Source organism: Clostridium sp. AM33-3 (assembly GCF_003480315.1).
GTDB lineage: Bacteria > Bacillota > Clostridia > Lachnospirales > Lachnospiraceae > Brotaphodocola.
Genome location: NZ_QUIV01000012.1, coordinates 39,280 through 61,849 on the forward strand (window position 1 = coordinate 39,280; position 22,570 = coordinate 61,849).

A 22,570-nucleotide genomic window follows, 5' to 3' on the forward strand; every position below is an offset into this window, starting at 1 on the left:
AAGAGATCAGGGAGACCTGGTCTTTTTTATTTATAAAAATCTGGAAGAAAGGAGGAACCAAGCGTGGAACACAAAACAAAGCGGATGTCGTTCAAAATGGACGAATACGACGAGGAAGAGGGCGTGTTTTCCGGATACGGTGCGGTGTTTGAGAATGTGGACAGCGGAGGGGACATCATCGAAGCTGGAGCATTTAAGAAAGCACTGGAGGCAGGATGGGAGCGGGTGAAAATCCTGGCTTTGCATAATGACTGCTGGCTCCCAATCGGAAAGCCGCTTGAACTTCGCGAAGATGAGAAGGGCCTGTTTTTAAAGGCTAAGATCTCAGATACATCCATGGGTAAGGACATCAAGATTTTGCTGAAAGACGAAGTCTTAAATGAGCTGTCTATTGGATACGAGCCTGTGGTCTTTGACTACGATGAAAAAGGAATCCGTCATCTGAAAGAGGTGGATCTGTGGGAGGTATCCGTTGTCACCTGGGCCATGAATCCGGAAGCGGTCATCACGGACTATAAATCCGCGACGGTAGCAGCCACAAATGGAATCATGCAGGAGATCAAAGAAGGGCGCAAGATCAGCGACGCACGGCTGAAATCATTAAAAGAGGTCAGCCGGTCCATGAAAGAATCGGCCGGCATGATTGATGCGGTGATCAGCGAGGCAGGAGCCAAGAAAAAGTCCGTTTCCCGGAGGAGAACTCCTGGAAGCAGAAAAGCAAGAAACATTGAAATTGTATTTTAGAGGGAGGATTGAAGCGTTGAGAAAATACAAAATGAGTCGTAAAGCAGCCAGAAGAAAAAGCATGAAGATGGGCGCAGATGATTTGACTGATCTGATCAAGTCTGCAGTCAAAGACGCAATGGCAGAGGGAAAAGGGGACGATGACCCGGAAGAGAGCAAGGACGAAGGCGAGGATCCGCTGGCAGATATCGTTAGTGACGCTATCGATGCCATGAACGAGAAACGTAAAGCTGCGAAAGCAGATGAGGTCAGCGAGGAAGAGGCAAACGAGATCATCGAAGCGGTTGTGGATGCAGCAGACGGAACCAAGAGCGATGAGGTCGATCTGGAAACCGTGATCCAGGACGCTATCGACGATGTCAACGAAAAGCGTAAATCCCGCAAGGATGATGAGCTGGGAGACGGTTTTGCAGATGAGCTTCTGGATGCCGTATCCGAGGTTATGGAGGATGACGACGTAGAGGACGAAGAGGAGAAATCCAGAAAGAGCGCTGCACCGCGCCGCCAGAAAAAGTCCGCACCGCGCCGCCAGCCGAACAGAAAGTATAGCAACATTTATTTTAGTCGTAAGGAGGATCCAGGCGTAGTGGAGCAGAAGAAAATCCCTGCAGCGATCCAGGTAGCCAGAGCAATCAAATGTATGGACGTACATGGCAAGGGCGATCCGGAGCGTGCAGCATACACCGCACGTAAGATGTACGGTGACAAGAATATGGAGCGTGAGTTTAAGGCAATGGCCGCAACCAACTCCGTAGGCGGCGGTTTCCTGATCCCGGAGATTTACTCTGATCAGATCATTGAGCTGCTGTATCCGAAGACCGTTATCGTGGAGTTAGGTGCTCAGCAGATTCCGCTGACCAATGGTAACTTAAACCTCCCGCGTATGACCGCCGGAACCCGTGCACAGTGGGGCGGTGAAGGTCGTAAGATTGCAACCACCAGCCCGAAGTACGGAAACATCCGTATGTCTGCAAAGAGACTGGAGGCTATCGTGCCGCAGTCCAGAGAGCTGCTGTTAATGACCACCTACTCTGCGGATGCGCTGTTCGCGAACGACCTGTTCCGCCGCATGCAGTTAGGTCTTGATTATGGCGGCCTGTACGGAACTGGATCTGAGTTCCAGCCGATGGGTATTGCAAACAACAAAGAGGTCGAGAACATCGATGCAACCAAGCTGGACAACACTGAGCTGGCAGATGTAAACGGTAAGATTACTGCAGATTTCCCGGTTTATGTATCCGCAAAGGCAATGAGCAAAAATATCGATGATTTACATGCAGGATGGGCCATGAACAGCATGCTGGAAGGCGTGTTTAAAAACATGAAGACCCAGACCGGAGAGTACATCTACCGCAATGAGATGATGAGCGAAGGCAAGCTGTGTGGCGTACCGTACAAGGTAAGCAACCAGATTCTGACCGATAAGAACGGAAAGACCGACCTGTTCTTCGGCAACTGGTCTGATCTGTTAATTGGTGATCAGATGGGTCTGGAGACCTACACCACCCTGGAAGGTTCCTGGACCGATGAGCAGGGAATCAGCCACAACGCATTCGAAGAGAACCTGTCTGCAACCCGTGCAATCATGTTTGACGATATCGCTGTTCGCCATGGCGAGAGTTTCATGTACTGCAAGGGCATTAAAGTATTTTAAGGAGGCGCAAGGAATGAAAAGAGAGCTGTTTGATAATGTGTCTGTAGTGATTGGAGCAGGAGAGGCAGTAGACCGCGAAGGATATATCTCCGCGGTCTTTGCGGCATCTATTGGAACTATCACCGGATCACCGACTGCGGCAAAATTATCGGTAAAAGTTGAGCACTGCGATACTACTGACGGAGACTTTGAGCTGGTACCGGATACCAAAATGGATCCGGATACCACGACCTTAAACGGAATCCTGAAAGAGGTTGCCGTGAAGTCCGGAGACGAAGTAAAAATGAATCTGGATCTCCTGGGATGTAAACGCTATGTCAAGATCACTCCGACCATCAGCTTTACCGGCGGAAGCAGCCCGGCGGCAGCAGGTGCAGCCTATGCAATGGTTCTGGGTGATCCGACTCAGGCCCCAGTCTAAGGAGGCACCATGGATCGGAAAAAATGTGAGAACAAAAAAACTGGTCCGAGATGCAATAAGGCGGAGGCTCCGGTCTCTGCCTTAAAAAAGGAGAGCCATGGAAGAGAGAAAAAGCCTGCTTGCAAATAACGCAATGACAACACTGTCAGATCTCATGGATTTTCTGGGGATGCCCGATGCAGATGATGCGATCAAAAACAACCTGGAGCGCCTCATCAACGCGGCATCCAGTTACATCGAGACGATGACGAACCGGAGGTTCGCGAAAAAAGAATATGCCGAGAACCATTTTCCAAGCGGAGATCAGGAGCTGTGCTTAAACCAGTACCCGATCCGGTCTGTGAAACAGGTAAAAGATACCGACTCTGGAGCAATCATTGAAGCCGATTCCTATTCCTGCGAGGATACGGGAGAGATTGGCGTATTGTACCGGGATAGCGGGTGGAGCCTGCGCGGATATTATGGCGGTCTGTCAAATGACATGGTGGCGGTAAAGCGGTGCCTGCGGGTGACCTATGAGGCAGGATACATCATGCCAAAGGATGGCACGGAGGAGACACCGTCGGATTTACCGTATGACCTGCAGTATGCTGTGTGGCAAATGGTGCAGCAGCAGTGGAATCTTGCAAGCAACGGCGCAAATGGCCTGTCAGCATTTAGTGTATCAGATGTGAGTTGGACGTTTGACAAAGCGTTAAGCACACAGGTACAGAGCGTGATTGATAAGTACATGAGGTGGGTGTAAAGCGTGACGATTGAGGATACTGCTACTCCAGAGCTGGAACGGATCAAAAAAGAGTTGATCAAGCTAAGCAGCATACAGATCCATATCGGTATCCAGGGGTCAAGTGGATATGGAGCGGGCGGAGAAGGGCGAGAGGGCGCACCGGCGGACATTATAACAATAGCAAATGTGCATGAGTTTGGAGCCACGATAAAGGCTAAAAATGTAAAGTACCTGGCTATCCCGATCGCGAAGAAAGCAATCGGAAAGAGTCCGCTGGACTTTCCCGGCCTGTTCTTTTTGCGCACGCTAGAAGGCTACCTGTATGGATGCATCAGCAAGGAACGAAAGGGTGGGGCACCGAGACAACCGGCGAAACCGTCCGATAAAGAGCCAGACAAGAAAAAGCCCGGGAAGAACAAAAAAAGACAAAAAAAGAAAAACGACGATATTGAATTTCTGTTTATCCTGATGGAGTCGGTCAATATTCCGGAGCGTAGTTTTATACGTGCCGGGTATGACAACAACCAGAAAGCGCTGGAAGAGATCGCATATGATGCGGTATCAAAAATCATATTTGAGGGATCAGACGCAGAAATGGCCGCGCATCGAATCGGAATGAAGGTGGTCGGGATGATACAGGAATACATCAATCAACCATTTAATTTTAAACCAAAGAGTAAAATCACAAAAGCAACAACAAACTGGCCAGATAACCCGCTGATTGAAACCGGACGGCTTAGAAACTCCGTCACATACAGCATTGAGGGATTAGACTAAGTTGCACCGGTGCAACGGAAAGGAAACAGCATGATAGGATTTGCTTATGCACAGCCAAAGATCCCGGACGGGCTGTTGCACACCATGTATGAGATTCAGTCCGGGGCAGAATTTAGACAGGACAACGGCGGACAATATGTCCCGGGGAAAGAGACAAGGATCCCATTTAAAGGGATCGTCATGCCGGTAAATGACAAAGATTTGATTCGGGATGCGGCGGGTACCTATACGCACTGCACCGAAAAAATCTACACAAATGGTCACAGCCTGCAGAACGGAGCAAAGGTGATGGACGCAGACGGAACCACGTATACCATTATCCAGGAGCTGGGTCATAACTCCATACATCCGATGAAGCGCTATTTGATTGAGCGAAAGGAGGCATCAGCAAAACGATGAGTTTTTTGGAGATCCGAAACAAAATCGTCCAGGGACTGAGTGAGTATCTGGAATGCCCTGTGGTGCTCAACAACCAGCAGAACCCGGAACAGAACCCGCCTTATGTATTTTACAGCGCATATCCATATAACCCGGAAATGGGAGAACTGGGAGACTACAGCACCGAGCAGGAGGGAGACACCTGCGTTGAGCGGCGCAGAACGGAGCCGAGCTGCAGCTTTTCCTTTACGGTCTGTAGTGTGGACCGAGAAGAAAATGGAGAATACGTCTCAGGAGAGGATGAGGCCTGCTTTTTAGCCATAAAGGCAGCAGGCTGGTTTGAGCATGTCGGATATGATTTTTTTTCCGGCATGGGCGTAACCGTGATCGATGCATCTACCGTACAGGAGCGGTCAACGCTGCTGGTGGATGAGGAGGCACGGCGTTACGGATTTGACGTACGGATCCGGTATCCGCACAAAGAATCCAGGAACATTAGCACTATTGAAAAAGCGGTTACAAAGAAGGGAGATAACAATGAGTAGTAAAGACGTAGTAGTCGTTGTGAGTCTGGAACAGGTTGACACCTCAGTGGATTCCCTGGATATCCTGCTCATTTCGACGGCCGGGGAAAAGACCGCAAAGGACTACACCGCATTAGAGGATATCGAGGCGGACTGGGGCAAGACCAGTGATATGTATAAAATGGCCGCTCAGATGATGGGACAGGGAAAGGCAAAGCCCACTCCGGCATCACTGATCAAAAAGGTGAGAATCGTGGGATTTGCAGAGCCGGAATCTGCAACCGCCCTGGTTGAGGCTATCAAGACCTTTCAGGAGATGGACAACGACTGGTATATGTTCCTCACCGATAAAAGTGAGGATGAATACATCACAGCGCTTGCCAAGTTTGCAGAGGACAGCGAACCGAGCGAGGCTGAGCTGACTGCAGGTGTGGAGGATCACAGAAAGTTTTACTTTGCGCAGACCACCAACAAAGCGCTGGCAATCAAAAACCGCCGCTCTGTCGTGGTCTACACGGAGGATCCGGAGGAGCACATCGACGCTGCATGGATCGGAGCAGTAGGTCCGTGGTATCCGCAGTCTGTTACATGGAAATTTAAGCTCCCGAACGGCGTGTCCGTGCCGAAGTTGAAAGAGTCGGAGATTACGGCACTGGAAGAAAATCATGTGAACTGGGTAACCAATGAGTATAAAAAGAACTACATCAAAAACGGATGCTGTGCCGATGGAGAGTGGATCGATGCTATTCTGGGTGCGGACTGGATCGCAATGACCATGAGAGAAAAACTCTATGCTATCTTTATGAGCAATCCGACCATCCCGTATACAGATGCAGGATTCACCCAGGTTGCAGCAGGTGTATTCGAGACCCTGGATGAGGCAGCAGGATATGGCATTATTGCAACAGACGCAGAGTCAGGATCCGGAGTTTATACCGTGACCGTGCCGAAACGTGCGGAGGCAACCGATAAGCAGGCAGCATCCAGACAGATGCCGGATATTCCGTGGGAGGCTACGCTGGCCGGAGCTGTTCATGGTGTAAAGATTTCCGGTCGGTTAAAAGTATCAATGGATTAAGGAGGATAAGCCGTGGAAATTACCAGTTATGACGTAAAAAAGGTAAATGTAAGTGTAAATGGCAGCATCATTACCGGCTTTGCAGCAGATTCGCTCATTACCATTTCAAAAAATGAAGATGCGGTAACAACGGAGGTCGGCTGCCAGGGAGATGTTGTATATTCCGAAAACGCAAATGAGAGCGGTACCGTCCAGCTGACTTTAGCAGGCACATCGTCGTCAATCAGTAAGTTCCGGTCCTGGGCGGCATCACGGAAAGAGGTTTCGCTGATGGTATCAGATTCGAATGACAGTGATTCTATCAAAGTAAGCGCCCAGAGGTGCCGCGTGGTAAAGATGCCGGATGTAACAAGAGGAAAGACCGCCGGAAGTGTGCAGGTAAGTATTTTCGTGCCGAACCTGCAGATCCGCTAATGAGTAAAGCGTGGCCTGAGCGGCCAAAAGGACTATCAGAAAGGAGCTATAGAAAATATATGGCAAGACAGAAAAAGGTAACTGTAAATGGAATGGAATTTACTTTACAGAGTGTATCTCCGAGATGGTATTTTGATCTGAATGATCGGTGCGGAATGACTGGAGGACGCAGGAAGACTGCGGAATACATGGACGAGTTATTCAAGAATGTAGTAGTTGAACCGAAAGAAGTCAGTACCAATGGACTGGATTATTTCGAGGAAACTGAGGATATCAAAACAGCCGGAAAGCTGCTGACAGAGGTGGAACACTTTCTTGGATAGTGAAAGTGATGAAGAACAAGCACAAGCAAGCGCAAGACGGCATCATGAATTTTGGACATTGGTTTTTACATCAGGAACAATGAGCTATTCGGAATGGGCAGCCATGGACCTGGCAGAATATTGCGAAGCAAGAGAAGCCTGGATAATTTACCAGGAAGAACGGAAACAACAAGCGGGAAGGTCGTAGAGCCACCGCTTTTTATATGCGGGAAGGGGGACGGAGTTGAATGACAAGAGAAACCTGACCATAGGTGTGACATTTGGCCTTAGTGATTCCATTTCTCAGATTGGAGAAATCATCAACAGGATATCCGATATTAAGGCAGGATTCATGGAAGCAGAAAATACCGGTGTAAGAATGGGAAGCGAAGTAGCCAAAAGCGCCGGAATGCTTACGGATGAGCTGCATGAGGCACGGGAGGAAAGCTGGAAAGTTACTGCTGGAATGAATGCTGTGGGTGATGCTGGAGAGGATGTTGGGGACTCTATCCGGGATACGGGTCGAGAATTTGACAAAATGGGTTCCAAAGCCGCGGAGAATGTGAGCGATACCAAACGGGAACTGGAGAAAGCTGCTGATGCAGCGGAAGACCTGGGAAGCGAAGTCGCAAAGACTGCAGGAACGGTTGTAAAGGACATGGATACGATGGCCGACACAGCAGAAGATGCCGGAGACAGCTTTGACCAAATGGGAGACCAGGTTCAGAAGTCATATGTTCAGATGGGCGCTGAGGCCGGGAGCTTCCGGGAAGCCGTAATTCGGACAAGTGCGGCAGCAAACAAGGAAACAAACTCCATGGCAAAGACAATGAGAGCCGGAATGCAGGGCGCTTTTGGCTATGCGGGAAAACGTGCGGATGAGTTCAAAGAAAAGGCTGTGGCGGGCGCTGAGAGCGTCAGGGACGCATTTGAGCATCCGATCCAGACCATAAAGGGAAAGCTTTCGGAGGCACTGCACAGGGCACACGAAGACCTGGACAATGTAGGAGACGAAGCGGACAGGACCGGAGACGATCTGGACGATATGGGTAAAGACGGCGAGAACGCAGGAACCAGCATCAAGGATGCTATGGGATCTGCGGTCAAGTCGTTTTTTGCTATATCGGCGGCTATTGAAGTAGTCAAGGCTGGAATCGATGTCGCAAAGCAATTCGGATCCGCACTATTAGAAGCTGGAAAGAACGCAGAGCAGACAGGGGCAAAGTTTGATGCTGCGTTTTCTGCAGACTCTGGGGTGGCAGAGTGGGCGGAAAACTTCGCAGGAGCGATCCACCGAAGTGAAAAAGAAGTGCAAGGCTTTTTGGTATCCAATAAAGCCATGTACAACGAGCTGGGAATAACAGGAGAGGCCGCGACAGATCTGTCAAAGATAACAACGTCACTGGCTTATGACCTGGGGACAGCCTTTAAGATGGACGATGCGGAAGCACTGGGAGTCATGCAGGATTACATCAATGGCAATACCAGTGCCCTTGCAGAATATGGAATCCAGATCAATGACACGGTACTGAAACAGTCAGCTATGGAAATGGGGCTGGGGCAGAATATTGACGGACTGGATGATGCCGCCATGGCACAGGTCCGCATGAATGCGCTGCTGAAAAACTCCACGGAGATACAGCAACAGGCCGCGCAGAAGCAGGAAGGCTATACCAATGGTCTGAAAAGCCTGAACGGTATCTGGCAGGACTTTTTGTCCAATGCCGCGGAACGATTTGAACCGGTCTTTTCGAATCTGGTAGGAACGATGCTGGATTCGTGGCCGCAGGTTGAACCGGTCCTTATGGGGCTGGTTGACATGCTGAGCAATGGAATTGCAGCAGGAGCACCGGTCATTATGGACCTGGCTCAGAATGCGATACCGCCGCTTATGGACATCCTGGGACAACTGGGAAGTGTAGCGGCTCCGGTGGGAGGAATCCTGTTAAGCATCGGGACAACGGTATTACCGCTGCTGGCCCGCATGATCGGGAACATCGCAACCACGGTAGCACCGCCATTAGTCAGCATATTAAAGACGTTAAACGACAACGTGATAGCGCCGCTCATGCCACACGTTGAAAGCATGGTAAACGCGCTCCTGCCAGCACTGGCATCAGGATTGCGTATCATCCCGCCGATTCTGCAGACGATATCACCGGTTCTGAGCGGTATCGCAAGCGTGTTATCTACAGTCGTGGGCTTTTTGTCCAAGATTATAGAGTATGTCGGCAACGGTGTCGGAGCAGTGCTGGAAAAGGTAGCCGGATTATTTGGAGGAGGATCCTCTGTAAAATCAGCTGGTGCCAAGATCCCACATAATGCGGATGGTGATCTTAATTTCCGTGGAGGCTGGACACATATCAATGAGCGTGGTGGAGAGATGGCATATCTCCCGTCCGGATCAACGATCATTCCAGCCGATAAGAGCGACAAGATCATTAACAACAGCAACAGCACAAAAACAAGCAAGACTGATATCAATTTTAATCCAACGATCAAAGTGGAAATCCATGGAGACGGTGGAGGCGGCACCAAGTGGACCGACGATCTGAAACAGATGGTAAAAGAGTTATATCAGGAGATGCAGAGCGATCAGAACGATCAGCTGGCAATCCAGCAGGGAAATGCGTAGGAGGAGATTATGTCATATAGATTGACTGGGAAAAAGTCCGGGACGGTATCATTTGTGCCAAAGACCGGAACCATTACACAAGAGACTGTGACAAAGTCCAGCAAGATGACATCCAACGCTATCGAGGGCGGAAGCAGTATCGAGGACCATGTATATCTTAATCCGGAGCAGATCCAGATTGTGGGAGTTGTAGTAAAAAACTACAGCTCCTTTCAATCAAGGCTGGAAAGCATGTGGAAGAACCGGGATCTGGTGACGTATGTGGGAAAATTCCGGGTAAGTAATTATGTGATCACGAACCTGCAGTTAAAAAATGATGCGTCAAACAAAAAAGGATTTTCTTTCACGGCAACACTGCAGAAGGCGAATATAGTTTCCGGGTCCTATGTTGAGATTGGACAAAAGCAGCTTATGAGCCAGGAGGATAAGTCTAAAGGAGGCGAATCTAAGGCACCTGAGGCAGCGAAGGAAACAAAAGCAGCAGGGCTAAAGACAACCGTGAGCAAGCAGATCAGCCAGAGCGCCTATGCGGCCTATGTAAACAGCTACAACGGCAAAAGCAGCTCTGGACCGACACAGAGAAAGACGGCAAGCCACAATGGAGTATAAGGAGGCGGGGGTATGGATGAACTCCAGTCAATGGGATTGACCGCTGAGGTGGAATACATTCCAATCGATGCGGAAAAGGTACCATATACCTTTTCGATTAAGCTGGACGATCGCACCTATACGATGACGGTCAAGTATAACGATAAGGGAGGGTTTTACACGATCGACCTGGCTATTATGGTAACGGGTGAGGTTCTTTGTTACGGAGATCCGGTTCGTTATGGGAGACCGATGTTCCGGGTAATTGAGGATGCGAGGTATCCGATGCCGGTTATTATTCCGTATTGCCTGACAGGAGAGGTCGATGAGGTTACTAAAGACAATTTAGGCACCGATGTGCAGCTGTACCTGCATGAGAGGAGGACGGACTGATGGCATTTTTTCTGAGGTCTGCCATGCTGCAGATCGGACCGCTTAAATATAACATGGATGATGGATTTTATTTTGACTTTGAGGTGCCGTTTTATGACTCAGACCAGCTGGTGACCGCGAGCTTTACGGTAAACAACCTCAGCGCCACATCAAGAGCCGGAATCCAAAAAAATCAGGTTGTTATCCTCAATGCAGGATATGAGGACGATGTGGGAGTGCTGTTTGTTGGCCAGGTAGCAAGCTGCCGGCATGTCCAGCAGGGTGTTGAGTGGGTGACAAAGATCACAGCCACGGCGGCCCTGGATCAGTGGTTAAACACGCAGATCAATAAAACCTATGCGGAAAACTGCAAGGCAGAGGATATTGTGAGAGATCTGCTCAACATCTTCGGGCTGGAGGTTGGAGTTTTTCAGCTTGTGGAGAATGTGACATATCCGCGAGGGCGTGTGTGTTCCGGAAAGCTAAAAGACATCCTGACTGAGATCGTGGTAAACGAGTGTAAATCGCGTCTCCTGATCCGCACAAACCAGATTATTATCAACAATCCTGCTGACGGTGTAAATAAAGGTTATTTACTTACACCGGAAACGGGGCTGCTGTTCACATCTGCGGATTCGGATGTTACAACGGTTGAGTCGGCCCAGACCAAAGGGGCAGACGCAGAAAAGAAGGCAGCAGAACAGAAAACATGGAAACGGACATGCCTGTTAAATTATCGTATGGGACCTGGTGACATTGTACAGATCCAGTCGAGAGATTTAAACGGGACGTTTCAGATCGTTTCCGGAACGCACAAAGGTAGCCCGACCGGAACGTGGAACACGGAGATTGAGTTCAAGGTGGCCGGATAACGGCCAGAAAGCAGAAAGGTGGGGAACAGTTAGGCTATGGCAAGAAAAGACCCGGGATTGGCCAATTTGGAAGCCAACGAGAGGAAAAACCTGTTAAAGGTACGCTGCGCAGATCTTGTACAGGTAACTGCATTTAACGAGGGAAAGATGACCGTTGATGTAAAGCCACTTGTAAAAAGAGAGATTGGTGGAACATACGTATCGCCGCCTCCGGTGCTGGGAGTAAAGGTGGCCAACGTTCCGATTGAGGTAGAGGTTGAGGGAAAGAAAGGAATCGTAAAGGTGAAAATCAGTCCTGGAGATATCGGAGTGGTAGTTTACCTGGATCTGGATAGCGATAACTCGTTAAAGAGCGGGGCAGAGAGTATGCCAAACTCCACCAGAGTGCATTCCGGTGATGATGCGGTGTTTGTCGGAGTAGTGCAGAAGGGATAAGAACATGAATGAAGCATGGAAGATAAATCAGGATACAAAAGACCTGTGTTTTGATGATGCCGGAATACTGGAAACCATAGAGGAGGATGAGGCAGCAGCACAGGGCGTAAGAATGGCTCTGACAGCCTTCCAGGGTGATTTTGACCTTGTACCCGAACATGGTACGGACTACGAGCAAATACTGGGCTTGCCGGTCGATGACGAGACCACAGACGAAGTCATCCGCGAGGCAATATTCCAGGAGGACCGGGTGGCAATGATCGATGAGCTTATAGTAAACATGGATAAGCGAGCGGTTGAAATCAGTTTTTCCGGCACGCTGAATGACGGAAAGAAAGTCAGCATGGAGGTGAGCGTAGGTGAATGATAACTGGGGATTAACAGACAAAGGTTTTTACAGACCGACCTACACGGTACTCCTGAACGCTTTGGAATACAAGGCGCGTGAGTTATACGGGGACGGAATCAATCTGACTGTGCGCTCCCCTCTGGGCGTGTTTTTGCGCATCCTGGCATGGATCTGGAATATCCTCTTTGCGTGCCTAGAAGATGTTTATAACAGCAGGTTTATTGATACGGCAGTGGGGACAAGCCTGTATCACCTGGGGAATTCAATCGGCATGCAGCTCCTCACAGAAGGGAAGGCAACCGGATACATCAAGGTAACAGGAACACCGGGGACAACGGTTCCGGCAGGGTTTCTGGTAGCAACCAATGGAGGATTGCAGTATACCGTTATGGATCAGGTGACAATAGGAGATTCCGGGAATGTTCTGGCACTGGTCAGAGCGGTGGAGACAGGTCCAGAGTACAACACGGCAGCAGGAACCGTGCTGGTGATCGTCAATCCCTCTTCGGTGGTGGGCATTGAATCAATTACAAACGACGCAGATATAGCGGGAGGGAGACTGAAAGAAACGGATGCGGAGTTCAGGGAGAGATATTATCAGTCCGTAGACTATCCGGGTGGGGTAAATGCAGACGCACTTCGCGCAGCACTGCTGAATGACGTTGAGGGTGTATCATCCGCGTTTGTGTACGAGAATGACACAGATGAGTTTGACAATACATATAATCTTCCGGCGCATTCCATAGAGGCGGTGGTCTATGGTGGAGTAGATGAGACCATTGCAAAGACTATCTATGCAAAACGGTCAGGAGGAATCCAGACCGTTGGAAATGTTGCAGTGAGTGTGATGACAGCATCACAGCAGCAGCTTTCCATTCGCTTTTCGCGGCCGACAACGAAAAAGGTATGGATCAAGGTCTCAAAACTGAAGAAAGGCACAGAATATGCCGGAGATGATGCTGTGAAACAGGCATTGATTGAGTATATTGGCAGTAACACGGATGGAGGCCTGGACATTGGACAGAATGTGGTCTACATCAAGCTCCCTGGGATTGTAACGGCGGTGTCGGGGGTGGAAGACTTTGACATTGATATCAGCACGGACGGAGAAACCTACACAAAGACAAACATCGAAGTGGGGTATCGGGAAAAGGCCATCACGGAAGAAAGCGCGGTGATCATTGTATGAGTTTTGCAATCAAGATGCTGGAGATGCTGACAAGCTCCTACAACCGGACGGATATGCAGCGCCTGGAAGAAAACCAGATGCCGCAGACCAACATCGGAAAGCTGTTCTCGCTTGCGGGCTGGGGATTTGATATTATCAAGGACCAGACGGAAAAGGTAAAACTGTGGGACAACATAGATGTCATGCAGGGGTCTGCGCTGACCAGGTATGGAGAGAGCTTTGGAGTGCCAAGGGGCGAGGCAAGTGATGAGATTTTGCGAATCATGATCAAGGTAAAGACCATTGCCATGCTGGCATCTGGAGATTTAGACACGATTATCCTGTCAGCAGCTACGCTGTTTGGAGTAACGGCAGCAGATGTTAAAACCGAAGAAATCTATCCGGCTAAAGTGTACCTGTACATAGATGAGGACAAGCTGGATGAGGAGCATAAAAGAGTCGCGGAAACCATAGCAGGGTTGATGAGCAGAATCAAGGCATCTGGAATCGGCATCCGGATCTTTTATCAGACCTATTTCGGTGGGGCGGAAAATCTGTACATCATGTCAATGAGATCCAATCACATCAAAATAACAGCATCACCGGACGCGACAAACAAAAAAATCAGAGTGGATGTAGGAATCAAAGTGGCTTTGCCGCGATTAGAACATCTGCAGATTACATATGGAGCAAATTAAGGAGGAGTAAATCATGGCAAACGGAACAGTAGTAACGCGAAAAGGCTTACAGCTGATCGCGAAACTGGTGGCATCAGAGACAGCACTGACCTTTACGAGAGTAGCCATTGGTACAGGAAAGGTGCCGGGAGGATATGATCCAGGCAGCATGACTGGATTAAATGAATACAAAATGGACGGGAGCATCGCATCACACAGCGCATCGGGAGATGAAGCGAGTGTTGTTATGCAGATTAGTTCCATCGGGGTAGAGACTGGCTTTACTATCACGGAGGCCGGTCTTTTTGCGACAGATCCGGACGAAGGAGAAATCTTGTATGCTTATCTGGATATGTCAGCGGATCCACAGTACATGTATCCGGAAAACAATGCAATCAGTAAGTTTATCGAGCTGACATTGGTGGTTAAGATTGGAGAGGTACAGAGTGTTACAGCGGTGATTAATCCGGGAAGCCTGATCACAGAAGAAAAATTTGAGGCAGAAAAAGCAGAGACCGTACACAAAAGCGATATTATTAATTCATTTAGTGATACGGCCGGTGATCATGAAACAGTTATGGGCACTGTACTGGGATATCAGCATGATCGCGACATTAACTGGTTAAAGGGATATGCTGTAACAAAAGAAATGATATCGAATCAGAATGTCGAATCAACGAATCTGGTACCAAGCGCATATTTACTGTATCAGCTCAATAAAACATTGTTGCAGAAATGTGAGGATCTGCTGACCAAATATAATGCGTTAAATAGTAATATTGGCTTGAATCCAATTAAGACATACAAAGTTCAAGATGTTAACGTTGAAACCAATACATTGCAAAAATGGATTATTAATAATTTTGTGCCTCCAGTATCAATTTTAAATATATTCAATGATAAATCTGCTGCAATGTTCGATGAAACCGGAAACTTTAATATCATTGCGTTTGGTCCTCATTCTGATGCTATTGTTATTTTAGTTGTTAATCATTGGACGGGTCATTCGTGGATAATTGGTGGAATCGATACAGCAAATTATGGAAATTGGCAATGGTTGAAGCTTTTTTCATAATAAAACAATTATTATAAAACGTGAATGGATTGACCGTTCTACAAATTAATTAAAATGTCAATCATACGTCAGTGGTAAATGGGAAGAATGGAGTGACGCTGTTTAAATTACACAGGAGAAACCGAATATTGCAAACATAAATTGATTGTACCGGTGATAGTTCCGGCAAACACAATGCGAATTTTTCGGTCGCCAGCACGATCAGCATACAATATAGGTTCTGCTACAGTATATTTGTATTAACTGCAACCAGTATCATCGGATATTCAGATAATTTTTTATTAGTTGGAAGATCACTAGTGTCCAAGTCGATGTATACATAATAATCGTTAATTTGGATATTTTTAATTCTAGTAATTCGTGCAGAATATCCACCGTTTAGATATTTTAAATTACTATACAACGCAGTGGATGGGATGGGGGGATGTAGGAACATCGAACATGTAAGGAACGCTTACAAATTTAAAAATGAACTCAAAATAAAAAAGATTAATCTACCAAAAAAGAACAACAAAAAGGGAGGAAAAAAGAATGGCAGTAAAAACAGTACAGGCCATTATAAATGGTGTAACAACCACGCTTACATATAATACTGCATCAGGAAAGTATGAAGCTACAATCACAGCCCCGACAAAGTCCAGTTACAATGTGAATTCCGGCCATTATTATCCGGTTACCATTAAAGCTACAGATGCGGCAGGCAACACGACCACAAAGACAGATACGGACGCTACATTGGGTGATAGCCTTAAATTAAAAGTCAAGGAAAAGAATGCTCCGGTAATCACTATCAGCAGCCCGACCGCAGGGGCTTATCTGACCAACAACAAGCCAAGTATTGTCTGGACGGTTACCGATGCAGATTCCGGCGTTAATCCGGCTACCATCGGCATTACGATCGACAGCGGCGCCAAGGTTACCGGAGATAGCATTGCCAAAGAAACGGTTAGCGGCGGTTATAAATGCACCTACACGCCGACTACCGCGCTGGCAGATGGCAGACACACTATCAAGATTGATGCATCTGACTACGATGGCAATGCAGCGACTCAGAAATCGGTTACCTGTACCGTGGATACCGTACCGCCGACCTTATCCATCACCGCTCCGGCAGACAAGCTGATCACAAATAAGACTGCAATCACCGTCAAGGGTACTACCAACGATAAGACATCCAGCCCGGTTACTGTGACTGTGAAGCTCAACAGCGGAGCAGCTACTGAAGTGACTGTAGAGAATGACGGCAGTTTCAGCAAAGATCTGACTTTGGTCGTTGGCACAAATACTATCACTGTAGTTGCCAGGGATGCAGCAGGCAAGACTACGACCGTCACCCGTACCGTGACCGTAGATCAGACCGCTCCGGTTATCAAGAGCATCACCATCAATCCGAATCCGGTAGATGCTGGCAAGACCTATATCATTAGCGTGGAGGTCACCGACTGATAAGGAGGCTGCGATGGTCAAACGAGTATTTGGCCGCGTAGATGGCCAGGAAGTGGAACTGTCCGCAGATTCAGGGGACCGGTGGAGCGTGCCGGTCCCTTTTGATGCGGACGGGGAGTATGTGGTAGAGATTCTGGCTGAGGATGATGCGGGTAATCAGGCGTACATGGCCAAGATGCTGTTTGTGGTAAATACGGCGTTGCTCTGCGCACACGTTGAGCCGCTGCCATACTACGGCCAACTCATTGATGTGCTGCCGGATGCCGATGTACTGCCGCAAAGGGTTTACGCCGATTTTTGCGGGTGCCTGGATGCGGCGGACATCATCCCATTTGGATACTATGCGGAGCTGGTCGATCCGGCGTGCGCGGAAAGGAGATAGCTATGCAGAGAATCAGATTTTATGTAGGCGAAAATAAGCATGTCCGGATCCGTATCCATGCACGCAACAATGAGCCGTTCGTGATCCGGAATGCAACATGGGAGCTCAAAAGCAGCTATGAAACAGAAGCAAGTGGAGAATGCTTTATAGATGGAACTGTTATTGATGCACAAATAGCACCGAAAAAGAGACTAGAATATAAATTGTATATCACATATAAGGTAGCAGACGAGACTCTTATGGAATGCATTGAGGTGGTGACTGAGTAATGGTAGATAGTATATGCATTAAGTCTGTGCAAATAACGCCAAATACAGTAAATGTAGGCGGAAAAGTAAAAATTGCAGTTGAAATACCGTGTATATACCCAAAAAATCTGTACATCATGTCGATGCTGTCTAACAACATCAAAATAACAGCATTACCAGATACAACAAATAAAAAAATCAGAATGGATGCAGGCATCAATATGGCTTTGCCGCGCCTAGAACACTTGCAGATTACATATGGAGTAAATAAAAGTTAAAAAAGAAACATGCCGCCATGAAAAGGCGGCTTTATTTATGCACCGGAGCTGTCCGTAAAACAGCAGAAAGGAAAAGAACATGAGTATCAAACACAAATCTGAAACCCCGAACATCCCTTACGGCCCGGATACCGGAGTATCGACTCCGGAACCGCGCAATGAGGTATTAAGCACCGGCCCTGATCACGAGTACCGCAAGGATAGCACGCCGGGAACAGCCGATCATGCAGAGCCGAGGCATGTGCAGGGCGGTCCCGGACACAAGGAGTGCGATCACGAGTAAAGGAGATTTATGATGGTAGCACTGATATTTCAGTACATAGCCGCACATTGGATAGAATGGCTGTTTGCGGCTATCTCTGGAGCTCTATTCGCGGCATATCGCGGTTTGTCGAAACGCTTAAAGACTGAAGTGGTAAAGAACCAGGCTATTAACGCTGCAGTACTGGCCCTGCTCCATGACCGCCTTTACCAGGCGTGTCAGTTTTACATAAGCCGCGGATACTGTACGGTGGGAGACCGGGATAACCTGGAGTACATGTTCAAACCGTACAAAGCTCTGGGCGGCAATGGAACTGGAGAGGAACTTTATAACAGATGTCTGGCCCTGGAATATGGGCCAGCAGAAAGAGAGGATTAAGACATGATGGATTTTGGTATTGCCAGTGTAGCGGCAATTACGGTGGTTTGTTATCTGGGAGGCATGGCTTGTAAGGCGTCTGCCAAGGTTAATGACGAAGTCATCCCGGTGGTATGCGGAGTGACCGGCGGCATCCTGGGCGTAGTTGGTATGTATGTGATGCCGGACTTCCCGGCAACGGATGTGATCAACGCGGCAGCGATTGGCATTGTGTCCGGTCTGGCGGCAACAGGCGTGCATCAGGTTGTAAAGCAGGCATCCAAAAGTGCGTAGAAGGAGGTGATCCGGATATCTCCCGTAGCGGCCCGGGTTATGGCCGCATAAACCTAAAAACAGTAGGAGGATTGATTTATGGAAAAATTAAGATTTGCATCTGGTAATAGCGTAACTCTGGTACCGAACGGAATCCAGGATATGGAAGAGAGTATGACTATCCGAATCCAGCTGGGAGAAAAGGGAATCGATGACATTGAGGCAGATCTGCAGGCTGAGGACTTGGAAAAAATCGGACTTTATGGAGAAAATGGAAAGCTGGTCCAGAACTATAACGGATATAAGTACATCAAGAGAGTATCTAAAATCTTTGACGTACCGGTAGATATCGAAAAGATTGAGGATACAGAGAAGTCAGAAGAAACTGCGGAACTGCAGGAAAATACTGAAGAAAGTGCGCAGGATGTCAGCCTGGGTACCAAGCCGGTTAAAACCTATCATAACGAGCTGGTATACGGAGACGCAGCAGAAATCGTCCTGTGCAAGTCAGATTTGCGCAAGGACGTGGAAGAGATGCAGGAAGTCCAGAACAATATTTTAGTGGCAATGCTGGAGGGGTAAGACGATGGAAAATATCATGAGAGCAAAAATTGAAAAACTGTACCTGGAAGGGGAACTGACAGAAAAAGGTCTGGATAATGCCGTTAAGAAGAAATGGATCACGGCAGCAGAAAAAGAAGAAATCATTGAAAAGAAGAAAAGTTGCACCGGTGCAACCGAAGTGTAAAGGGGTGATAGCATGAGAGACATTACCTTATGCCACCCACGCTTGCAGCGTATCGCCAGCGCCTGGATCAAAGCCTGTGCCACCGAAGGCATCAGCGTAGCCATCAGTGAAACCTTTCGCACCGTAGCGGAGCAGGACGCTCTTTATGCTCAGGGCCGCACAAAGCCAGGCAACATCGTGACCAACGCAAAAGGCAGCAGTTACCGGTCCCAGCACCAGTGGGGCATCGCCTTTGATTTTTACCTCAAAATGGATGTAGACGGAGATGGCAAGATCTCCGACGATGCCTACAATGACAGCAAGGGTCACTTTAAAAAGGCAGCCGAGCTGGCTAAAGCTCTGGGCCTTGCCTGGGGCGGTGACTGGAAGAGCATTGTGGACAAGCCACACCTGTACATTCCGGACTGGGGCAGCACTCCGAGCCAGCTCATCCAGCAGTACGGCACACCGGAAAAGTTTATGGCTACCTGGGTGCCGGAGACGGTTAAGACCGGATGGCAGCAGGAGGACGGCGGTTGGCGGTTTTACTACCGGGACGGTAGCGGAAAGTATGTGGTAAATGCCTGGTACAAAGACGGGGATCGCTGGTATTGGTTTGACGGTGCTGGAATGATGGTAAGCAACGTCTGGTACTGCTATAAAAATAACTGGTACTACCTGGGAACAGACGGAGCAATGGTAAAAGGCCTGCAGACCATTGGAGGTAAATGGTACTATCTGGATGAGAAGGGGCACATGGCAACGGAGCCGGTGACTTTGACGCCTGATCAGGATGGTGCGTTACAGTATCCGGGACTTGCAGCATAAAGAAAAAGGGACTATCGCATCTAAAGCCTATTTGACTTTGATGCGGTAGTCCTTTTTTCTTTTTATAATTCTGGTTCAAAAAAATAGGATTCTTGTAAACCAGAGTTATCTTGCACATCGATCAATACGGCAGGACGCATTCGTAGAACTAACGTACCAGGGCGATCCTGTAATTTGGGAAAGAGTTGGTCTGCGACTTTGGCAGCCATAACAGAAACGTTGTGCTGTTCCTCTGGGGAAAGGCTGATGTACTCAGCCTCCCCAGTAGAATAAATATCGGTCTTGTCAATAACAAAAGAACGGCCAGCGTTACGTGATTTGGAATTAAGATATTGCAAGGTTAAATAGTACATGGCATAATTAATAGTTAAGGTATAAGGCATGGTAATCGGTCTCCTTTTTTACTGGACAAAACGGTTGTGTGCCTGGTGCACGGTCTCTTTGCTGATAGCAGCATAGCACTTTTTGGTGGTATCAAGCTGCACATGACCTAACTTTTCGGCTACAAGCTCCAATGGAGCACCACGGTTGATCATATCGGTGCCGACCGATCGGCGGAATGTGTGCGGGGTGAGCTTGATGTTTGCAATGTTCTCATCACGAGCCTGGATGCGTTTTAATATATGACGTGCTCCGGCATTGCTTAAACGGTTGTATGGCTTGTTGGCTGAGACAAACAAAGCCTCATTGTTATCGGCGCGTGATGCTAGATAGCGTTCAAGGTGTAGTTTGGCCGGAGCCGTAAAGTAAACCTCACGTTCCTTGCGTCCTTTACCGTACACGATAGCTTTCATGTTTACCATGTCTACATCACTGCGATTCATGGCTAACAGTTCACTGATACGAGCACCAGTGCTGTAAAGCATTTCACAGAGCGCAAGTTCGCGTTCGTTTTTGCAGGCGCATTTGACCTCTTCGCGCTGGTAGGAATTGATTGTAGGGCCAATCGTTCGCTCTACCTTTGCCTCTTTCAGTTTCTTCCCGGGATTGTCCGAAAGAAGATCCTCTGCATACAGATATGAGAAAAAGGAACGGATCTGGATCAGTTTTCCGTTATAGGTACCATCGCGCCATTTCCTGTTCAGGCGGCCGTGTACCAGATAGGCCATAATGTCGGCATATTTGATATCTTTCACATTTTTATTGACAAAATCAAGAAACGTGCGCAGCTCATAGCGGTATGATCGGATACTCAATTCGGTGCATCCGCGCAAGTGCATGTCTAAAAGGAATTGCTGCAGATAGGAATCTGTCATGTCCAGATCCGTAGACAGGGCTGTTTCATCCTCTTGGGTGATCTGGTAAGGACAGAGGTGCATTTCCAGGATCATCTTAGCTGTATTCAGGTTTTCGTCCGAGACGACACCGGATGCCTGCAGTGCAATCAGAATGTCATTGATCAATGTTGTGGTTGTAATAGTTCGTACCATAGCGCCCTCCTTTAATATTGTAATATGGTAACTTATCACCTCAACCAACTGTGAAACAGTCTGCCTTCTGTCAAGAAAAAACCAATAAATCAAAGGATTTCGCTATTTTGGGAATAAGAAACCACAGAAGGATGTGTGATTCATTACGGTTTTATAGAGAAATTCATTGAGAAACTTGGAACGAAGTACCATATAAAAGAAATTGCGTTTGACCGTTGGGGAGCAATGCTGATGATACAGGATTTGGAATGTATGGGATTTACCGTTGTTCCTTTCGGGAAGGGGTATAAGGATATGAGTCCGCCAACGAAGGAACTTATGAAGCTGACACTTGAGGAGCGAATTGCCCACGGTGGACATGAGGTTCTCCGGTGGATGATGGACAATGTGTATGTCAGACAAGACCCTGCCAGAAATATCAAAATGGATAAGGAAAAATCTAATCTACGGAGAAAATCGATGCAGCAGCAACCGTTATGGCACTTGACCGTGCAATTCGTAATCAGGGCAGCGAGGAACGTGTATATGATGGCAGGGAATTCTTGTTTTTAAGAAAGAAAACCTCTCCGGCAGATGGAGAGGTTTGAATGATCATGGTTTTGTTTATGTATCGGAATAAGAACTGCATTTTTCTTCCAGCATTTTGAAATTACAGCATCTTGCAGCAAGGGAAGAATCCGGCTTGGCAATGCGCTTCTGGTATAATTTCAGGGCTTTGTTTTGTAGAGTGTCCTGAACATTGTCAATCAGGGCTTTTTCTTTCTGGAGAAGGTAAACATAGTCGTTTTTTTCCTTTTCGTTGCTGAAAGAACGGAAACTTTCTACCTGATTATATTTTAACTGAGTAAGGCAGTTATCAGGAACCGGAATCATATTATTGATATTCAATACAGCATAAAGATATCCGGTGGATTCCTCATGGAGTTTGTGGAAATCCAGACTGTTGGACATTTTCTGATGTTTCGGTTTTGCAGAGGAAATAGGGACATAGTAGTGGAAATCTCCGATAGTAAGAAGAATTACCACATGGAGTTTCAAACGTTCCCCATACTCCACATATCCGACACGGGAATCAAACTGTGTCAGGTAATTTATGTATTTTTTATCGACAACGTACCAATCCATAGAGTCTCCTGAAAAGCAAAAAAG

Annotated in this window: 33 protein-coding genes and 1 pseudogene; 31 read left to right on the forward strand and 3 right to left on the reverse strand. The window is 47.8% G+C overall.

The window, feature by feature from the left end:
- The first annotated feature begins 63 nt into the window (after positions 1-63).
- The 30 genes from DW819_RS08700 (at position 64) to DW819_RS08845 (ending at position 19,991) form a co-directional block, all read left to right on the forward strand.
- Positions 64-744, forward strand: coding sequence for an HK97 family phage prohead protease (locus DW819_RS08700; protein ID WP_118732951.1), 681 nt, complete (start codon positions 64-66; stop codon positions 742-744).
- Positions 745-760: 16 nt separating this feature from the next.
- A complete protein-coding gene (locus tag DW819_RS08705) occupies positions 761-2,398 on the forward strand; it encodes a phage major capsid protein (protein WP_243025739.1) in 1,638 nt (545 codons plus the stop codon).
- 13 nt (positions 2,399-2,411) lie between these two features.
- Entirely contained in the window at positions 2,412-2,819 is a 408-nt protein-coding gene (locus tag DW819_RS08710; protein ID WP_118732952.1) for a hypothetical protein, read from the forward strand.
- 97 nt (positions 2,820-2,916) lie between these two features.
- Complete coding sequence (locus tag DW819_RS08715) at positions 2,917-3,564, forward strand: phage gp6-like head-tail connector protein (protein ID WP_118732953.1); 648 nt, start codon at positions 2,917-2,919, stop codon at positions 3,562-3,564.
- Positions 3,565-3,567: 3 nt separating this feature from the next.
- Entirely contained in the window at positions 3,568-4,323 is a 756-nt protein-coding gene (locus tag DW819_RS08720; RefSeq protein ID WP_118732954.1) for a hypothetical protein, read from the forward strand.
- A gap of 30 nt (positions 4,324-4,353) precedes the next feature.
- Positions 4,354-4,722, forward strand: a complete 369-nt coding sequence (locus tag DW819_RS08725) for a hypothetical protein (protein WP_118732955.1) — start codon at positions 4,354-4,356, stop codon at positions 4,720-4,722.
- Positions 4,719-5,246 (forward strand): hypothetical protein, encoded by a 528-nt coding sequence (locus DW819_RS08730; protein ID WP_118732956.1) that lies wholly within the window; start codon positions 4,719-4,721, stop codon positions 5,244-5,246. Before DW819_RS08725 ends, DW819_RS08730 begins: the two co-directional genes overlap by 4 nt.
- Complete coding sequence (locus DW819_RS08735; RefSeq protein WP_118732957.1) at positions 5,239-6,303, forward strand: DUF3383 family protein; 1,065 nt, start codon at positions 5,239-5,241, stop codon at positions 6,301-6,303. Before DW819_RS08730 ends, DW819_RS08735 begins: the two co-directional genes overlap by 8 nt.
- 12 nt (positions 6,304-6,315) lie before the next feature.
- Entirely contained in the window at positions 6,316-6,717 is a 402-nt protein-coding gene (locus tag DW819_RS08740) for a phage protein (protein ID WP_118732958.1), read from the forward strand.
- 59 nt (positions 6,718-6,776) lie between these two features.
- A complete protein-coding gene (locus tag DW819_RS08745) occupies positions 6,777-7,040 on the forward strand; it encodes a hypothetical protein (protein WP_243025742.1) in 264 nt (87 codons plus the stop codon).
- The gene (locus DW819_RS08750) at positions 7,033-7,227 is read left to right on the forward strand and encodes an acetyltransferase (protein WP_118732959.1); all 195 of its coding nucleotides are present in this window, start codon (positions 7,033-7,035) and stop codon (positions 7,225-7,227) included. The genes DW819_RS08745 and DW819_RS08750 overlap by 8 nt, the downstream gene beginning before the upstream one ends.
- Before the next feature lie 36 nt (positions 7,228-7,263).
- Positions 7,264-9,654 (forward strand): hypothetical protein, encoded by a 2,391-nt coding sequence (locus DW819_RS08755; RefSeq protein ID WP_118732960.1) that lies wholly within the window; start codon positions 7,264-7,266, stop codon positions 9,652-9,654.
- Between the two features lie 9 nt (positions 9,655-9,663).
- Positions 9,664-10,263: a phage baseplate protein gene (locus DW819_RS08760; protein WP_118732961.1), complete on the forward strand. Its 600-nt coding sequence runs from the start codon at positions 9,664-9,666 to the stop codon at positions 10,261-10,263.
- A 12-nt stretch (positions 10,264-10,275) separates the two neighbouring features.
- Complete coding sequence (locus tag DW819_RS08765; RefSeq protein WP_118732962.1) at positions 10,276-10,635, forward strand: hypothetical protein; 360 nt, start codon at positions 10,276-10,278, stop codon at positions 10,633-10,635.
- Positions 10,635-11,486 carry a hypothetical protein gene (locus tag DW819_RS08770; RefSeq protein ID WP_118732963.1) on the forward strand — a complete coding sequence of 284 codons (852 nt, stop codon included), beginning with the start codon at positions 10,635-10,637 and terminating at the stop codon, positions 11,484-11,486. Before DW819_RS08765 ends, DW819_RS08770 begins: the two co-directional genes overlap by 1 nt.
- Positions 11,487-11,522: 36 nt before the next feature.
- Complete coding sequence (locus tag DW819_RS08775; RefSeq protein WP_118732964.1) at positions 11,523-11,921, forward strand: Gp138 family membrane-puncturing spike protein; 399 nt, start codon at positions 11,523-11,525, stop codon at positions 11,919-11,921.
- 4 nt (positions 11,922-11,925) lie between these two features.
- The gene (locus DW819_RS08780; protein WP_118732965.1) at positions 11,926-12,288 is read left to right on the forward strand and encodes a hypothetical protein; all 363 of its coding nucleotides are present in this window, start codon (positions 11,926-11,928) and stop codon (positions 12,286-12,288) included.
- The gene (locus tag DW819_RS08785) at positions 12,281-13,459 is read left to right on the forward strand and encodes a baseplate J/gp47 family protein (RefSeq protein WP_118732966.1); all 1,179 of its coding nucleotides are present in this window, start codon (positions 12,281-12,283) and stop codon (positions 13,457-13,459) included. The genes DW819_RS08780 and DW819_RS08785 overlap by 8 nt, the downstream gene beginning before the upstream one ends.
- Positions 13,456-14,136 carry a hypothetical protein gene (locus tag DW819_RS08790; protein ID WP_118732967.1) on the forward strand — a complete coding sequence of 227 codons (681 nt, stop codon included), beginning with the start codon at positions 13,456-13,458 and terminating at the stop codon, positions 14,134-14,136. The genes DW819_RS08785 and DW819_RS08790 overlap by 4 nt, the downstream gene beginning before the upstream one ends.
- 13 nt (positions 14,137-14,149) lie before the next feature.
- Positions 14,150-15,190, forward strand: a complete 1,041-nt coding sequence (locus DW819_RS08795) for a phage tail protein (protein WP_118732968.1) — start codon at positions 14,150-14,152, stop codon at positions 15,188-15,190.
- Positions 15,191-15,721: 531 nt separating this feature from the next.
- Positions 15,722-16,636 carry an Ig-like domain-containing protein gene (locus DW819_RS08800; protein WP_118732969.1) on the forward strand — a complete coding sequence of 305 codons (915 nt, stop codon included), beginning with the start codon at positions 15,722-15,724 and terminating at the stop codon, positions 16,634-16,636.
- A 13-nt stretch (positions 16,637-16,649) separates the two neighbouring features.
- A complete protein-coding gene (locus DW819_RS08805) occupies positions 16,650-17,018 on the forward strand; it encodes a PF13754 domain-containing protein (RefSeq protein WP_118732970.1) in 369 nt (122 codons plus the stop codon).
- A gap of 2 nt (positions 17,019-17,020) precedes the next feature.
- On the forward strand, positions 17,021-17,287 hold the full coding sequence (locus tag DW819_RS08810) for a hypothetical protein (RefSeq protein ID WP_118732971.1): 267 nt from the start codon (positions 17,021-17,023) through the stop codon (positions 17,285-17,287).
- Positions 17,287-17,544 (forward strand): hypothetical protein, encoded by a 258-nt coding sequence (locus DW819_RS08815; RefSeq protein WP_118732972.1) that lies wholly within the window; start codon positions 17,287-17,289, stop codon positions 17,542-17,544. The genes DW819_RS08810 and DW819_RS08815 overlap by 1 nt, the downstream gene beginning before the upstream one ends.
- Before the next feature lie 79 nt (positions 17,545-17,623).
- On the forward strand, positions 17,624-17,827 hold the full coding sequence (locus DW819_RS08820; protein ID WP_118732973.1) for a hypothetical protein: 204 nt from the start codon (positions 17,624-17,626) through the stop codon (positions 17,825-17,827).
- Between the two features lie 9 nt (positions 17,828-17,836).
- On the forward strand, positions 17,837-18,184 hold the full coding sequence (locus DW819_RS08825; RefSeq protein ID WP_243025744.1) for a hypothetical protein: 348 nt from the start codon (positions 17,837-17,839) through the stop codon (positions 18,182-18,184).
- Positions 18,185-18,187: 3 nt separating this feature from the next.
- Positions 18,188-18,457 carry a phage holin family protein gene (locus DW819_RS08830; RefSeq protein WP_347560190.1) on the forward strand — a complete coding sequence of 90 codons (270 nt, stop codon included), beginning with the start codon at positions 18,188-18,190 and terminating at the stop codon, positions 18,455-18,457.
- Between the two features lie 78 nt (positions 18,458-18,535).
- On the forward strand, positions 18,536-19,018 hold the full coding sequence (locus DW819_RS08835; RefSeq protein WP_118732974.1) for a hypothetical protein: 483 nt from the start codon (positions 18,536-18,538) through the stop codon (positions 19,016-19,018).
- A 4-nt stretch (positions 19,019-19,022) separates the two neighbouring features.
- Positions 19,023-19,184, forward strand: a complete 162-nt coding sequence (locus DW819_RS08840; RefSeq protein WP_243025746.1) for an XkdX family protein — start codon at positions 19,023-19,025, stop codon at positions 19,182-19,184.
- 12 nt (positions 19,185-19,196) lie between these two features.
- On the forward strand, positions 19,197-19,991 hold the full coding sequence (locus tag DW819_RS08845; RefSeq protein WP_118732975.1) for a M15 family metallopeptidase: 795 nt from the start codon (positions 19,197-19,199) through the stop codon (positions 19,989-19,991).
- 62 nt (positions 19,992-20,053) lie between these two features.
- Here DW819_RS08845 and DW819_RS08850 read toward each other — a convergent pair whose 3' ends face one another.
- The gene (locus tag DW819_RS08850) at positions 20,054-20,374 is read right to left on the reverse strand and encodes a hypothetical protein (RefSeq protein ID WP_118732976.1); all 321 of its coding nucleotides are present in this window, start codon (positions 20,372-20,374) and stop codon (positions 20,054-20,056) included.
- An 18-nt stretch (positions 20,375-20,392) separates the two neighbouring features.
- A complete protein-coding gene (locus DW819_RS08855) occupies positions 20,393-21,421 on the reverse strand; it encodes a tyrosine-type recombinase/integrase (RefSeq protein WP_118732977.1) in 1,029 nt (342 codons plus the stop codon).
- A 120-nt stretch (positions 21,422-21,541) separates the two neighbouring features.
- On the opposite strand from DW819_RS08855, the pseudogene DW819_RS08860 reads away from it, so the two are divergent.
- Positions 21,542-22,008, forward strand: a pseudogene (locus DW819_RS08860) (terminase TerL endonuclease subunit); the annotation flags it as partial.
- Positions 22,009-22,024: 16 nt separating this feature from the next.
- On the opposite strand, the gene DW819_RS08865 reads toward DW819_RS08860, so the two are convergent.
- Positions 22,025-22,546, reverse strand: a complete 522-nt coding sequence (locus tag DW819_RS08865) for a type III toxin-antitoxin system ToxN/AbiQ family toxin (RefSeq protein WP_118732978.1) — start codon at positions 22,544-22,546, stop codon at positions 22,025-22,027.
- Positions 22,547-22,570 lie beyond the last annotated feature (24 nt).

Coding starts and splice junctions, on each gene's coding strand:
- DW819_RS08710 (WP_118732952.1), top strand. CDS start 2,412: ATGAAAAGAGAGCTGTTTGATAATGTGTCTGTAGTGATTGGAGCAGGA.
- DW819_RS08840 (WP_243025746.1), top strand. CDS start 19,023: ATGGAAAATATCATGAGAGCAAAAATTGAAAAACTGTACCTGGAAGGG.
- DW819_RS08845 (WP_118732975.1), top strand. CDS start 19,197: ATGAGAGACATTACCTTATGCCACCCACGCTTGCAGCGTATCGCCAGC.
- DW819_RS08730 (WP_118732956.1), top strand. CDS start 4,719: ATGAGTTTTTTGGAGATCCGAAACAAAATCGTCCAGGGACTGAGTGAG.
- DW819_RS08745 (WP_243025742.1), top strand. CDS start 6,777: ATGGCAAGACAGAAAAAGGTAACTGTAAATGGAATGGAATTTACTTTA.
- DW819_RS08765 (WP_118732962.1), top strand. CDS start 10,276: ATGGATGAACTCCAGTCAATGGGATTGACCGCTGAGGTGGAATACATT.
- DW819_RS08820 (WP_118732973.1), top strand. CDS start 17,624: ATGAGTATCAAACACAAATCTGAAACCCCGAACATCCCTTACGGCCCG.
- DW819_RS08865 (WP_118732978.1), bottom strand. CDS start 22,546: ATGGATTGGTACGTTGTCGATAAAAAATACATAAATTACCTGACACAG.
- DW819_RS08760 (WP_118732961.1), top strand. CDS start 9,664: ATGTCATATAGATTGACTGGGAAAAAGTCCGGGACGGTATCATTTGTG.
- DW819_RS08770 (WP_118732963.1), top strand. CDS start 10,635: ATGGCATTTTTTCTGAGGTCTGCCATGCTGCAGATCGGACCGCTTAAA.
- DW819_RS08855 (WP_118732977.1), bottom strand. CDS start 21,421: ATGGTACGAACTATTACAACCACAACATTGATCAATGACATTCTGATT.
- DW819_RS08825 (WP_243025744.1), top strand. CDS start 17,837: ATGATGGTAGCACTGATATTTCAGTACATAGCCGCACATTGGATAGAA.
- DW819_RS08830 (WP_347560190.1), top strand. CDS start 18,188: ATGATGGATTTTGGTATTGCCAGTGTAGCGGCAATTACGGTGGTTTGT.
- DW819_RS08850 (WP_118732976.1), bottom strand. CDS start 20,374: ATGCCTTATACCTTAACTATTAATTATGCCATGTACTATTTAACCTTG.
- DW819_RS08725 (WP_118732955.1), top strand. CDS start 4,354: ATGATAGGATTTGCTTATGCACAGCCAAAGATCCCGGACGGGCTGTTG.
- DW819_RS08780 (WP_118732965.1), top strand. CDS start 11,926: ATGAATGAAGCATGGAAGATAAATCAGGATACAAAAGACCTGTGTTTT.
- DW819_RS08795 (WP_118732968.1), top strand. CDS start 14,150: ATGGCAAACGGAACAGTAGTAACGCGAAAAGGCTTACAGCTGATCGCG.
- DW819_RS08805 (WP_118732970.1), top strand. CDS start 16,650: ATGGTCAAACGAGTATTTGGCCGCGTAGATGGCCAGGAAGTGGAACTG.
- DW819_RS08715 (WP_118732953.1), top strand. CDS start 2,917: ATGGAAGAGAGAAAAAGCCTGCTTGCAAATAACGCAATGACAACACTG.
- DW819_RS08815 (WP_118732972.1), top strand. CDS start 17,287: ATGGTAGATAGTATATGCATTAAGTCTGTGCAAATAACGCCAAATACA.
- DW819_RS08735 (WP_118732957.1), top strand. CDS start 5,239: ATGAGTAGTAAAGACGTAGTAGTCGTTGTGAGTCTGGAACAGGTTGAC.
- DW819_RS08810 (WP_118732971.1), top strand. CDS start 17,021: ATGCAGAGAATCAGATTTTATGTAGGCGAAAATAAGCATGTCCGGATC.
- DW819_RS08775 (WP_118732964.1), top strand. CDS start 11,523: ATGGCAAGAAAAGACCCGGGATTGGCCAATTTGGAAGCCAACGAGAGG.
- DW819_RS08800 (WP_118732969.1), top strand. CDS start 15,722: ATGGCAGTAAAAACAGTACAGGCCATTATAAATGGTGTAACAACCACG.
- DW819_RS08835 (WP_118732974.1), top strand. CDS start 18,536: ATGGAAAAATTAAGATTTGCATCTGGTAATAGCGTAACTCTGGTACCG.
- DW819_RS08790 (WP_118732967.1), top strand. CDS start 13,456: ATGAGTTTTGCAATCAAGATGCTGGAGATGCTGACAAGCTCCTACAAC.